The organism is Flavobacterium piscis, assembly GCF_031457575.1.
In the GTDB taxonomy this organism is placed as follows: domain Bacteria; phylum Bacteroidota; class Bacteroidia; order Flavobacteriales; family Flavobacteriaceae; genus Flavobacterium; species Flavobacterium piscis_A.
This window is the reverse complement of record NZ_JAVDWQ010000017.1, coordinates 68,812-80,926: the sequence shown is the minus strand read 5'-3', so window position 1 is coordinate 80,926 and position 12,115 is coordinate 68,812. Positions and strand designations below refer to the sequence as shown.

The window sequence follows — 12,115 nt, the reverse complement described above, 5'->3', positions numbered from 1 at the left end:
AAAAATAAGGAATAACCGTATTTTTGCATCTCAAAATAAAAAATCAGTAATGGGAAGAGCGTTCGAATTTAGAAAAGGAAGAAAAATGAAACGTTGGTCAGCAATGGCCAAAACATTTACCCGAATTGGTAAAGATATCGTTATGGCTGTTAAGGAAGGTGGTCCTAATCCAGATGCCAATTCCAGATTAAGAGCTGTAATTCAAAATGCAAAAGCGGCTAACATGCCTAAGGACAATGTTGAGCGCGCTATAAAAAATGCAAGTAATAAAGATACCGCCAACTATAAAGAAATTTTGTTTGAAGGATATGCCCCTCACGGAATTGCAATTTTGATTGAAACAGCATCTGACAACAATAACAGAACGGTTGCTAACATTAGAAGTTATTTTAATAAATGCAACGGAACAATGGGAACCCAGGGTTCTGTTGAATTTATGTTTGACCATACTTGTAATTTCCGAATTGCAAAAGGAAATCTAGATCCTGAAGAATTAGAATTAGAACTAATTGATTTTGGTGCCGAAGAAGTTTTTGAAGATGAAGACGGAATCTTAATCTATGCTCCTTTTGGAAGTTTTGGTGCTTTACAGAAAGAACTGGAAAACAGAAGTCTTGAAATTTTATCTTCAGGTTTTGAACGTATTCCGCAAATTACCAAAGAATTGACAGAAGCTCAAATCACTGATGTTGAAAAACTAATTGAAAAAATTGAAGAAGATGATGACGTGATGAACGTTTATCATACAATGAAAGAAGAATAATTTTCTGCCTTTAAAATATCAAAGCTCTGTATTTTCAGGGCTTTTTTGTTTATAATGATTTTAAACAAATTTAGAAAACATGCTAATCTTTTAATAACCCATATATTTGTACTCCAAAACAAAAATAATTTGATGAAAAACTCTAAATACCTTAAAATTGCCGTAATCATTATGGTGCTTTTGTTTCTAATTACCAGCTTTTTAGGCTGTAGCGTTCAAAATTCAAATTCACATCCCCGTAAGCATTCCCATTCACATCATTCAAAAAAAACACCACCGGGTCAGGCTAAAAAAAAGTCAGGAAGCAAAAGTGCAAAAGCATATGCTCCTGGTCAGCAAAAAAGATAATTATTAAAGCCTTTTTTAAGGCTTTATTCTTTTATAGAAAATTCTTTTGAAATAAAGTTGTAAAAAACTGTGATTCCCCTAAAGCCCAGCCCAGATAGAAACGGAAATCCTTTTTTGAGAAAGCCTGTTTTTTCAAGTCATTACAAGGCGGCCGCCAGAAGCTCCTTCAAAGATCAAGAAAAAAGAATTCAGAGAAAAAGACGAGATGAATAGCACGATTAGCTTCTTAAAATAATCTTAAATCTGCAACTTTAAATCGTAATTCATAACTATCTTTGCACTGTCAAAAAAACACACATATGAACTTACAGCATATTCCACAAATTAAGCATACTGAAAGTGGAAATTTCTTTTTACTGGCGGGACCTTGCGCTATTGAAGGAGAAGAAATGGCTCTCAGAATTGCTGAAAAATTAGTTGGTATTACCGACAAACTTCAGATTCCTTATGTATTTAAGGGATCGTTTAAAAAAGCCAACCGTTCCAGAATTGATAGTTTTTCAGGAATTGGCGATGAAAAAGCATTAAAGATTTTAAGAAAAGTTTCAGAAACTTTTCATGTTCCAACCGTAACAGATATTCATACCAACGAAGATGCTGATATGGCTGCCCAATATGTAGATGTTTTACAAATTCCTGCCTTTTTGGTTCGCCAGACTGATCTTGTTGTAGCAGCCGCTAATACAGGAAAAGTGGTTAACCTGAAAAAAGGACAATTTATGAGCCCTGAAAGCATGAAACATGCTGTACAAAAAGTATTGGATTGTAACAACGAAAATGTAATGGTTACAGATCGTGGAACTATGTTTGGTTATCAGGATATGATTGTAGATTACAGAGGTATCCCAACAATGCAACAATATGCTACAACGGTTCTGGATGTAACGCACTCTTTGCAACAGCCCAATCAAACTGTTGGCGTTACCGGTGGAAGACCTGATATGATTGAAACGGTCGCTAAAGCGGGTATTGCTGTTGGTGTTGACGGTATTTTTATCGAAACGCATTTTGATCCAGCTAATGCAAAAAGTGATGGTGCCAATATGTTGCATTTAGACTATTTTGAAGGTTTAATGACCAAATTGGTGGCGATAAGAAAAACTGTTAATTCATTCTAATTTTTTACATTCAATAATTGAAAAATAAATTTTCATTCTTGCCTTTTTTTCTAATATGTTTTGCTGTAAACACATTTGCTCAGGAAGAAATCGCAATACTAGATAAATATACAGCACACAATAAGGGTAAGTTCTTTATTTCATGGGGAGGCAACAGAGAAAGTTATTCTAAATCTGACGTAACGTTCAGAGGTAAAGATTATAATTTTACCGTTGAAAACATGTCTGCACATGATAAACCAAAAGGCTGGAATATCGATTATGTCAACCCTGCACGAATGACAATTCCGCAGACAAATTTAAGACTTGGTTATTTTATTAGTGATCATTACAGCATTTCTATTGGTGTAGATCACATGAAATACGTGATGAACCAAGACCAGATTGCGAATGTTACAGGCGAAATCAATTTACCATCTGTGGATGGAGCTGAACATCCTCATAATGGATTTTACAACAGCAGACCCGTTAATTTTACTGATAAAACGTTCCTGACTTACGAACATACTGACGGTCTTAATTACATAAACACGGAATTTTCAAGACATGATGATGTATCGAAATGGTTTAGGCTTCCTAATATTGATAAAGTACAAATTAATTTAACAGAAGGTCTTGGAGGTGGAATTTTGTATCCTAAAACAAATACCAAGCTTTTAGGAAAAGATCGTCATGATGATTTTCATGTTTCCGGTTATGGAGTATCTGCCAAAGCTGGAATCAATGTTACTTTTTTCAAACATTTTTATGTTCAGGGAGAGTTAAAGAGCGGTTATATTAACATGCAGGATATCAGAACTACAGCAAGTAATGATGATAGTGCTTTTCAGGATTTCTTCTTCTTTCAAAGAATCATTGCTTTTGGGGGGATTTTCAAAATCTAGAAATATTCTAAAAAATTTAAAAAGCAGAATTCAATATAAAATTTGGATTCTGCTTTTTTGTTTTTATTCCTCATTAAACATCTTTAACAAATTAGTAACCGTATTCCAGTTTCTGATTGTAGCGGTTACATTTAATTTTTTCTCAATATATTTTTGATCAAATCTTGTTTTTCCAGCTCCTACGGCATATTTAATAAAAATCCTGTTCTCATCAATACTGGCTTCATCAGGCTTGAACTGACTAATTTTTAAGTCATTTATATTTTCACTTTTTAAGGCAACTGAGATAAAGGCAACGTATAGCTTTTTAGTATCAACTTCTTTTACTTTTAAAAAAGGATTGTTTTTAAAACATTTTTCTAAATCCGTTTTGGCAATCACAACTGCAGGGACATCATGTCCGAAAACCTTAAAAATTTCCTGTTTAATCATAAAACCCACCTTTGATTCGCTTTCTTCTTCAGAATCTACAAAAACATTACCGGACTGGACATAAGTCCTAACATTTGAAAATCCAATATTTTCCAGCATTGTTTTTAAAGCTTCCATTTTGATCATGTTATGTCCTGAAACATTAATTCCTCTTAAAAGTGCTAAGTGCGTTGTCATTTAATATTATTTTATTCTTCAAAGATATTATTTCTAAACTTTAATTTTCAAATTATCTCATTTTCAAATTTCCTAATTAAAATCTATCTTCGCTTGAGAAAGAGAAAAGAGCATACAATATAGACTAAAACCTATACTCAATTTTCTTTATTCTAAAATCTAAGAAGCCAAAAAATCTAATATTTAACTCTCTAAAATAAAAATGTCTAACAATCTCCTTGAAACCCCTATAGAATACTTAAAAGGTGTTGGCCCGAGTCGTGGTCAGCTGCTTCGTAAGGAACTGGGAATCCATAAATATGGGGATTTAATTAATTTTTTTCCAAACAGATATATTGACAGAACACGTTATTATAGAATAAATGAGCTTCAAAATACAGGAACCGAAGTTCAGATTATAGGTAAAATCATCAACATAAAAACTGTTGAATTTGCTAAAAATAAAAAGCGTTTGGTTGCCACTTTCGTAGATGAAACCGGACAAATTGACCTGAACTGGTTTCAGGGGCACAAATGGATTCGCGAGAGTTTAAAATTAAATGAAGTGTGTGTCGTATTTGGAAAATGTTCTTTGTATGGAAGCCAGTTTAGTATGGCACATCCGGAAATAGAATTATTGATTGAACATGAAAAAAGCCTTCGTTCAGCTATGCAGCCTGTCTATCCATCAACGGAAACCCTAACGAACCGAGGAATTTCAAACCGAACTATCAATAAATTGATGGAACAGTTGTTTATTGAAACACAGGCTTTATTTACCGAAACTTTTCCTTCTTATCTAATTGAAGAATTGAAATTAATTTCGAAGAAAGCGGCTTTATTTAATATTCATTTTCCTAAAAGTACCGATGCTTTGGCGAAAGCACAATTCCGTTTAAAATTTGAGGAATTATTCTTTATCCAGCTTCAGTTAATTACCAAAAACTTAATTAGAAAACACAAAATAAAAGGGCATCCGTTTACCAAAGTGGGGGACTATTTTAATGAATTTTATCAGAATCATTTACCATTTAAACTGACAAATGCCCAAAAAAGAGTCGTAAAAGAAATTCGCTCTGACATGGGCAGCAATGCACAAATGAACCGACTATTGCAGGGAGATGTCGGTTCCGGAAAAACTATTGTAGCATTTTTAAGCATTCTTCTGGCAATCGATAATGGATTTCAGGCATGTCTGATGGCTCCAACTGAAATTCTTGCCAATCAGCATTTTATAGGATTATCTGAATTAGCCAAAACCTTAAATCTCAATATTAAAATACTAACAGGATCAGCCAAAACTGCAGCCAGGAAAATTATTCATGAAGAACTTGAAAATGGCAGCTTACATATCTTAATTGGAACTCATGCTTTATTGGAAGACAAAGTAAAATTCCAAAACTTAGGTTTGGCTGTTATTGATGAGCAGCATCGTTTTGGTGTGGAACAACGTTCAAAATTATGGAAGAAAAACGAAATTCCACCACATGTTTTGGTGATGACCGCAACCCCAATTCCAAGAACTTTGGCAATGAGTTTATACGGTGATCTGGATATTTCTGTGATTGATGAATTGCCTCCCGGAAGAAAACCCATTCAGACCGTTCACAGATATGATAGTAACCGTTTAAAAGTCTGGAAATTCCTTCGTGATGAAATTGCTAAAGGAAGACAAATTTATATTGTTTATCCGTTGATTCAGGAATCAGAAAAAATGGATTTTAAAGACTTAATGGATGGTTACGAAAGCATTTCCCGTGATTTTCCGTTACCCCAATATTCAATTTCAATCTTACACGGAAAAATGAAACCAGCAGATAAAGATGCTGAAATGAAACGTTTTTCAGAAGGAAAGACTAATATTATGGTAGCTACAACGGTAATCGAAGTTGGTGTAAATGTTCCAAATGCGAGTGTTATGATTATCGAAAGTGCAGAACGTTTTGGATTATCACAACTGCACCAATTACGTGGTCGTGTAGGCCGTGGAGCGGAGCAAAGTTATTGTATTTTGATGACAAGCCATAAGCTGAGTTCCGACAGTAAAACCAGAATGGATACAATGGTCCAGACCAATGATGGTTTCGAAATTGCCGAAGTCGATCTTAAACTTCGGGGTCCTGGAGATTTAATGGGAACACAACAAAGTGGTGTTTTAAATCTTCAAATTGCAGATATTGTACGTGATCGCGATATTTTAGCTTTGGCTAGAAACTATGCCATGAAAATTTTAAAAGAAGATGCACCATTACAAAAACCGGAACATGCTACACTAAAAACAGTTTTTATTGAACTGACGAAGAAAAAAAATATCTGGAATTATATTAGTTAAAATATACTATTATAATTTGCCCTGTAGCTAAGGGATCAGTGACAGACGAAAGAATAGACTTTGCCTGGTGAATGTAATTTGTTTTTAAAAGATATGAATCAGCCTTAAAAAAGCTCGCATATTAATCTAAAAAGAAAGGCCTTAAATTATTATTTAAAGCCTTGATAATAGTATAATTATTGAAATATTTAATTGAAATATTTAATTGAAATATTTCGTAATATATTCCAGGAGATTTTCATCACTCATTTTATTAGACGTACTTTCACTTGATACTGAGTTTTTGTATTGTGGCGTTTCGGCTAAAAATTTCATAAACTGTTCCTGGCTTTGTCCTGTTCCGGTTATATGAATTTGATCAATGTTGGGCATCACACTTGCAATCTCTTTGAAAAATTTTTGTGTCAGGCTAATTTCCTGATTGTTTGCATTTTTTTCATTCGAATTATTATCCGGTCCTGCATTTTTTACATATCCGAGTATAATAAATTCTCCTGTATCAACATCTTCTTTTCCAACGATTGTTGCGTTGTGCGAATCCATCCAAACTCCAAACGCCTTTTTGTTATTATCTGACATATTTTTATATTTTCTTAAAGATAACCTTCTGTAAATCAAAATATACCTTTTTGTGTAAACATTATGATTAACATACTATTATAAATTTGCAGCTAACAATCAAATAAGTTTACATAATTAATTTATATACGACTCTAAAAGCGGACAGTTATATTTTTTAAAACTTGCAGTTTTTGAATAAAGGGAATAAAAATTCACCAACTCCTGCCCTGCCTTAAAAGGAACAATTTCCTGTTCTGAATAGATATGAACAGCATAATAATTATAATAATCACATTCGAAAATCATTAAACTGGCCAACGCTTTTTCATTATTATTTTTAGACATTTTTAAAGCTTTTTCATAATATTGTCTGGCCATTGTCAAATTATAATAATTACCACTTTGGTACTTTTTTTCAACTTCCGTGTTATCTCCATAAATATAATCAATATAAGACTCCCCTGAAGTCCAGTCATAAGCTGTCATCATCCACGAATTTCCCAGATACGAAACATTAAAATAAGCATGTCCCAATTGTAAATTACTTGCAGCAGTATTTTGCCTTTTTAGTCGAATAAGCTTTGCAATGAATTCGGATTTGTTAAAGCGATAATTAAATTTACGCTCTTCCGCTTTTTGCAGAATTTTAGGTGTAAACGGATTTTCATTCAGATAATTTGTAAATGAATAATTCTTCTCCCAGAAATCTTTCGGCATACTTGAAAACGTAGCATAAGCCAACTCTAAATTATTATTTCTAAAAGCAAGCGTTCCTTTTAAATCTTTATAATAGTTTACATTGGGCGATATTGTTCCTGAACAAATGTATTTTTCAAAAGATGTTTTATTTTCTTTTTGCTGTAAAGCTATCAGCCGATCCATATCTTCTACAGTGGCATGACGGTCAAAATAACCAATATAGGTATAGAAATAAGGGGTATTATATCTCGAATACTCACCTTCGTTTTTAATATCTGATTTCATAAATAACAAACCTGCAAACACTGTATTTCCCTGCTTGAAAAATTCATTGCTGGCAATTCGATATAAACTGTATAGGGTTTTGAACAAACCTTTGTCGCTTTCTACCAAATTTTCTACAGCATTAAAATACTCAAAAAGTTGATTCTGAACTTTTTCGTTATGAAGATCACTCTGTTTTAAAGCAATTAAAGCCAGCTGAATATTCTTTTGCATTTGTATCGAAGCATTGGCTTTATCGGAAATCATATTGGTATATTTTTTTCCTAAATCAACTTCATCATCAATAAAACATAGCTGAGCTATTGCTGTTGTGAGATAATCCTTTTGCTCGCCAGCACTTTTATCAAGGATACTAATTAAAAAACCTTTCAACTCTCTTAAATACAAAATATCCTTACTGTAATTTTCTTGCTTTGCTTTAGCATAATCTTCATACCAATTCTCACCGTTTACTACTACTGACGGACCGCCACTGGTAAATTGTGGCGTAAAAATCCAGTCTTCCAGTTTATTGATTTCTCTTCCAATCAAAAAACTCAAATACAAACTATTCGGACTCAATGCATAAATTTCTTTTATTGCTTTTAAATCAGGTGCTGGATTTCGCAGGCTTTCTATCGCCAGGATCACACTTCGTTCTTCATCATTTTTAGCTAAAGCCAAAGTTTCTAAGGTCAGCTTCCAATTGTAATGTTGTAAAACGGCAAAAGACTTTTCTTCACAAGTCGCAAAAACCTTACTCAGCAAATAGTTCTGCAAAGCTGAATCTTCAATGCACAAAGACTTATAATACAAAGCCCAGGGTTCTAAAATCGTATTTTTATTTTGAGTAAAACAGGAGTCATATAAACGAATAACTGTATTTGAATCCTGACCATAAAAACTATATCTTAAAATTAAAAAGGCATAACGCTGCTTTAAAAATGCATCTTTTGCAGAAGTTATCTTTTGTTCAAAATTTTCTAAATCCAGCCATTTTTTTTCATTACTGCCTGAATCAATATTGTTCCAGGACTCCCATTTTTCAACCGGACTTCTTTCATATTCCATTTTTTTGGCAAATAAAATGTACTCTAAAAAAGTTTTGTTTTTTGGTAATAATAAAGTTTCAATAAAAGTGTTTTTAGCAAAATTTTTTTTTAAAGTCTTGTTCTCATAAGCACTTTGAAAAACTTCTGCATCTGTCTGATATAAGATAAGATAAACATCATCAGGGTTGATCTGATTACCTAACTTTTTCTTCCATTCCAAACAATTCAATTCCTGATCAGCATTTGAAATGACATCCGTAGCATAATAAGAATCTGCCGAATAATAAAACGGGGTCAATTTAAAAAACCCTTCACGTTGCGCTTTAAACAAAGATAATCTGCTGATTTCAGGCGAAATGCTCCATCCACAGGCAAAAGAAAGCTGAAAGCTAAAGGCTAAAATTAAACTGCTAAAAACGCGCATAATAGTCTGATATATTTTGGGTTCCATAATCGTTGATGTCTTTTTTATCAAATGAAAAAAATGTTACTCGGGTTTGATTGTCAATCTGGATTTTATCTTTTACAATAGAAATCATTTTATCCAGCTCATCATCAGAAATTTTCTCAATCCTGATTTCGTCTCCATTTCGCAAATATGTTTGTCCAAGCAAAATATCGTCTTGCAAAATATATTTATTTGATGCTGATTTTTTTAATTTAATACTATCATTCAGTAATTGATCATAATCTGATAAAATACCTTTAAAAGTATTTCCTCTAAAAAGAACAGCCCAGCTATAAAGCGGCAAAGCAATATCTAATTTAAGTTTATATTGATTATGTGTAATATATTGTTCCAGTTCTTCACTTGTACCAATAGAGTTTTTGGTTTGAAAATCGTCTGGTTTTGACAAATTATAGCACATTAACAGTCCTTTTTCAACTGGTGGGATACCCGCTTTTTTAGCATATTTATATTGCCAAAGGCGAATAGTAGCTGCAACTTTTGACGTGGGAAATACTTTCTTTATTTTTTGAAGTAAATAAAAATAATTTTCTTTTGATTTTTCTGACCAGTCACAATCAATTAAAATTTCTTTATAATCAACTTTTAATTTCGCTAATTCGGCAGATCTTACCGAATCATAACTCAGTACCCTAACATCTTTCTTGCTATGATTATTTTGCGAATAGACTATTTCATAAGCAATTGATTCTGCTTTGCTAATATTCATTTTATTACCAATTTGCTGAACCCGGTTGGAAATCTGTATTGCCAGGCTATCCAATTGTTTCCTGTTGGATTGCAGAACAACCTCATTTGTTATAAAAATACTGGGTGTAATTTCAGGATTACTTTCATTCAGCCTAATATCCCGAATCGTAGCAACCGGTAAAGGCTCTTTACTATACGGATTCCAATCCACATCAAAAAACCGGACATACATGTGTTTTATACCCATCTTTTTGATCAAAGAATCATCTTCTTTCTGGAAATACAAATCGGTTTTCCAATAACAAAATGATCTAATAACTTCATGTTCTTTTTCACAACTTCCTGAACTTAACACCACAAAAAGCAACATAAAAATAATATTCTTCATATAATAGATCACTTAAAAATTCTAATCAAAATTAACATTAATATTTGTAAGGATATTGATTATTTATAAACAACTTCTAGTTTCGATTCTTACCTTTGCAAAAAAAAAATCATTTATGTCAAATATATATTTAGGGTATCATTTTATTATTGAACCTAAGGAATCAGGATCAGAAATTTTAATTGCTGAATTAGGCGAAAAAGCGTTTGAAAGTTTTACGGAAACAGAAAACGGAATTTCGGCTTTTGTAAAGAAGGATTTATGGGACGAAAACATCCTGGATGACATTTATATTTTACAATCAGAAGAATTTAAAATCGAGTATACAATTGAAGAAATCGATCAGGTAAACTGGAATGAGGAATGGGAAAAGAATTTTGAGGCTATTGATGTTGATGGAAAATGTCATGTTCGCGCTCCTTTTCATCCGAAAACTGATGCCGAATTTGATATTGTAATCGAACCTAAAATGAGTTTTGGTACTGGGCATCATGAAACGACCCACATGATGATTCAGCATTTATTAGAAATTAATGTCGAAGGTTTGAAAACTCTTGATATGGGATGCGGAACAGCAATTTTAGCCATATTAGCAGAGATGAAAGGTGCTCAGCCAATTGATGCTATTGACATTGATAATTGGTGTTACCTGAATTCTGTAGAAAATGCAGAACGCAATAATTGCCACCATATTACTGTTTATGAAGGTGATGCAGCTTTATTGGATGGTAAAAAATACGATTTAATTATTGCGAATATCAACCGTAATATTTTATTAAACGACATGCAAAGTTATGTTGATAGCCTAAACCCAAAAGGAACTTTACTTTTAAGTGGCTTCTATGAAGAAGACATTCCTTTTATTGATGCTTCATGCACCGAAAAAGGACTGACGTATGTTAAAAAGTTTCAAAGGAACAACTGGGTTTCATTAAAATACGTAAATTAGTTAATAATTTTTACAACAGTACAAAAACCTAAAAACATGAGTACTAAAGAAAAGGTAAGAGAAAAAGTTCGCGAAAAGGAATTGACAGGTTTCAATAACGAAATCATTGTTTATAACGATGATGTAAACACCTTTGATCACGTAATTGATACTTTAATACGTGTTTGTAATCACACACCTGAACAGGCAGAACAATGTTCCTTAATTGTACATTATAATGGAAAATGTACAGTAAAAACCGGCCCTATGGACAAGCTGAAGCCACAATGCACACAACTTTTGGAAGCTGGTCTTAGCGCCGAAATTGTTTAAATATTAATAATTATTCAGAAACATTCTGTTTGTCAAAAGATAAGCAGAATGTTTTTTTTTTATTAAATTATTTTTTTTTCACAATATCTGAACATCATTATCAAAGTATTTAATATCAAAAATGTACTTTTCTCTCTTATATTTGTAATTCAAAATTTATGCAAAACATGAAAAAAATAGTTCTCTTCAGTATATTGATATTAGTTGTATCATCTTGTGTCAGCAGTAAATCGACTTTAAAAAATGTAGATGATACTGCCCCGGATTTGATTTTAAAGAAAGACAATACTTTTACTATTACTTTATTCAGCAAAGACAAAAAATACGGTTACAATCCAGATTATCCTGTTAATATATTTTATAGAAACACAAAAGATGAAGCCCTTAACGAAACTCGTTTTCTGAATGCTTTAGCCGGACCAAATGGAGAAAAAATAACATACACCAGATTAGAAACTTGCTGTCCGTTTCCAACCAAACGAAGTGACATGGGAGCTGGATTTTTAAACGTTTATGAACTTAAATGGGAAGGTCAGAAAAAACCAATTATACTCTATCTGAACATTTATGAAAAAGGAATTTTAATGGTTCCGTTAGGATTAACCTTAAAGGACTAGGAAAAATAAAGTATTAACTAAATAAGTCTATACTTCCATTTAAATTCAATAAAAAAATGCCTTAAGTAACTAATAAACTTA

The 12,115-nt window shown here is 32.5% G+C and carries 12 protein-coding genes; 8 read left to right on the top strand and 4 right to left on the bottom strand.

Going from position 1 to position 12,115, the window contains the following annotated elements:
* The first annotated feature begins 49 nt into the window (after nucleotides 1-49).
* The 4 genes from J2W48_RS19235 to J2W48_RS19220 all read left to right on the top strand — a co-directional run bounded on the left by J2W48_RS19235 (nucleotide 50) and on the right by J2W48_RS19220 (nucleotide 3,113).
* Nucleotides 50-763 carry a YebC/PmpR family DNA-binding transcriptional regulator gene (locus tag J2W48_RS19235; RefSeq protein WP_310283414.1) on the top strand — a complete coding sequence of 238 codons (714 nt, stop codon included), beginning with the start codon at nucleotides 50-52 and terminating at the stop codon, nucleotides 761-763.
* A 132-nt stretch (nucleotides 764-895) separates the two neighbouring features.
* The gene (locus tag J2W48_RS19230; protein WP_310283413.1) at nucleotides 896-1,111 is read left to right on the top strand and encodes a hypothetical protein; all 216 of its coding nucleotides are present in this window, start codon (nucleotides 896-898) and stop codon (nucleotides 1,109-1,111) included.
* 299 nt (nucleotides 1,112-1,410) lie between these two features.
* On the top strand, nucleotides 1,411-2,229 hold the full coding sequence (kdsA, locus tag J2W48_RS19225) for a 3-deoxy-8-phosphooctulonate synthase (protein ID WP_310283412.1): 819 nt from the start codon (nucleotides 1,411-1,413) through the stop codon (nucleotides 2,227-2,229).
* A 17-nt stretch (nucleotides 2,230-2,246) separates the two neighbouring features.
* Nucleotides 2,247-3,113, top strand: coding sequence for a hypothetical protein (locus J2W48_RS19220; protein ID WP_310283411.1), 867 nt, complete (start codon nucleotides 2,247-2,249; stop codon nucleotides 3,111-3,113).
* A gap of 63 nt (nucleotides 3,114-3,176) precedes the next feature.
* Here J2W48_RS19220 and J2W48_RS19215 read toward each other — a convergent pair whose 3' ends face one another.
* On the bottom strand, nucleotides 3,177-3,722 hold the full coding sequence (locus tag J2W48_RS19215; RefSeq protein ID WP_310283410.1) for a DUF1697 domain-containing protein: 546 nt from the start codon (nucleotides 3,720-3,722) through the stop codon (nucleotides 3,177-3,179).
* Between the two features lie 202 nt (nucleotides 3,723-3,924).
* Here J2W48_RS19215 and recG point away from each other — a divergent pair, with 202 nt between their 5' ends.
* Complete coding sequence (recG, locus tag J2W48_RS19210) at nucleotides 3,925-6,033, top strand: ATP-dependent DNA helicase RecG (protein ID WP_310283409.1); 2,109 nt, start codon at nucleotides 3,925-3,927, stop codon at nucleotides 6,031-6,033.
* Nucleotides 6,034-6,234: 201 nt separating this feature from the next.
* Here recG and J2W48_RS19205 read toward each other — a convergent pair whose 3' ends face one another.
* From J2W48_RS19205 to J2W48_RS19195, 3 genes are all read right to left on the bottom strand, one after another.
* Nucleotides 6,235-6,612, bottom strand: a complete 378-nt coding sequence (locus J2W48_RS19205) for a hypothetical protein (RefSeq protein WP_310283408.1) — start codon at nucleotides 6,610-6,612, stop codon at nucleotides 6,235-6,237.
* Nucleotides 6,613-6,729: 117 nt separating this feature from the next.
* Nucleotides 6,730-9,060, bottom strand: coding sequence for a hypothetical protein (locus J2W48_RS19200; protein WP_310283407.1), 2,331 nt, complete (start codon nucleotides 9,058-9,060; stop codon nucleotides 6,730-6,732).
* A complete protein-coding gene (locus tag J2W48_RS19195) occupies nucleotides 9,020-10,156 on the bottom strand; it encodes a hypothetical protein (RefSeq protein WP_310283406.1) in 1,137 nt (378 codons plus the stop codon). Before J2W48_RS19195 ends, J2W48_RS19200 begins: the two co-directional genes overlap by 41 nt.
* Before the next feature lie 115 nt (nucleotides 10,157-10,271).
* Between J2W48_RS19195 and prmA the strand changes: the two genes are divergently transcribed.
* From prmA to J2W48_RS19180, 3 genes are all read left to right on the top strand, one after another.
* Nucleotides 10,272-11,105: a 50S ribosomal protein L11 methyltransferase gene (gene prmA, locus J2W48_RS19190; protein WP_310283405.1), complete on the top strand. Its 834-nt coding sequence runs from the start codon at nucleotides 10,272-10,274 to the stop codon at nucleotides 11,103-11,105.
* 36 nt (nucleotides 11,106-11,141) lie between these two features.
* Nucleotides 11,142-11,417, top strand: coding sequence for an ATP-dependent Clp protease adaptor ClpS (locus J2W48_RS19185; RefSeq protein ID WP_310283404.1), 276 nt, complete (start codon nucleotides 11,142-11,144; stop codon nucleotides 11,415-11,417).
* 167 nt (nucleotides 11,418-11,584) lie between these two features.
* Nucleotides 11,585-12,034 carry a 2-dehydro-3-deoxyphosphooctonate aldolase gene (locus J2W48_RS19180; protein WP_310283403.1) on the top strand — a complete coding sequence of 150 codons (450 nt, stop codon included), beginning with the start codon at nucleotides 11,585-11,587 and terminating at the stop codon, nucleotides 12,032-12,034.
* The last annotated feature ends 81 nt before the right edge of the window (nucleotides 12,035-12,115 follow it).

What these genes read in the sequence shown, in the direction of transcription:
- J2W48_RS19180 (WP_310283403.1), top strand. Translation starts at nt 11,585, where the DNA reads ATGAAAAAAATAGTTCTCTTCAGTATATTGATATTAGTTGTATCATCT.
- J2W48_RS19215 (WP_310283410.1), bottom strand. Translation starts at nt 3,722, where the DNA reads ATGACAACGCACTTAGCACTTTTAAGAGGAATTAATGTTTCAGGACAT.
- recG (WP_310283409.1), top strand. Translation starts at nt 3,925, where the DNA reads ATGTCTAACAATCTCCTTGAAACCCCTATAGAATACTTAAAAGGTGTT.
- J2W48_RS19230 (WP_310283413.1), top strand. Translation starts at nt 896, where the DNA reads ATGAAAAACTCTAAATACCTTAAAATTGCCGTAATCATTATGGTGCTT.
- J2W48_RS19205 (WP_310283408.1), bottom strand. Translation starts at nt 6,612, where the DNA reads ATGTCAGATAATAACAAAAAGGCGTTTGGAGTTTGGATGGATTCGCAC.
- J2W48_RS19195 (WP_310283406.1), bottom strand. Translation starts at nt 10,156, where the DNA reads ATGAAGAATATTATTTTTATGTTGCTTTTTGTGGTGTTAAGTTCAGGA.
- prmA (WP_310283405.1), top strand. Translation starts at nt 10,272, where the DNA reads ATGTCAAATATATATTTAGGGTATCATTTTATTATTGAACCTAAGGAA.
- J2W48_RS19185 (WP_310283404.1), top strand. Translation starts at nt 11,142, where the DNA reads ATGAGTACTAAAGAAAAGGTAAGAGAAAAAGTTCGCGAAAAGGAATTG.
- J2W48_RS19235 (WP_310283414.1), top strand. Translation starts at nt 50, where the DNA reads ATGGGAAGAGCGTTCGAATTTAGAAAAGGAAGAAAAATGAAACGTTGG.
- kdsA (WP_310283412.1), top strand. Translation starts at nt 1,411, where the DNA reads ATGAACTTACAGCATATTCCACAAATTAAGCATACTGAAAGTGGAAAT.
- J2W48_RS19200 (WP_310283407.1), bottom strand. Translation starts at nt 9,060, where the DNA reads ATGGAACCCAAAATATATCAGACTATTATGCGCGTTTTTAGCAGTTTA.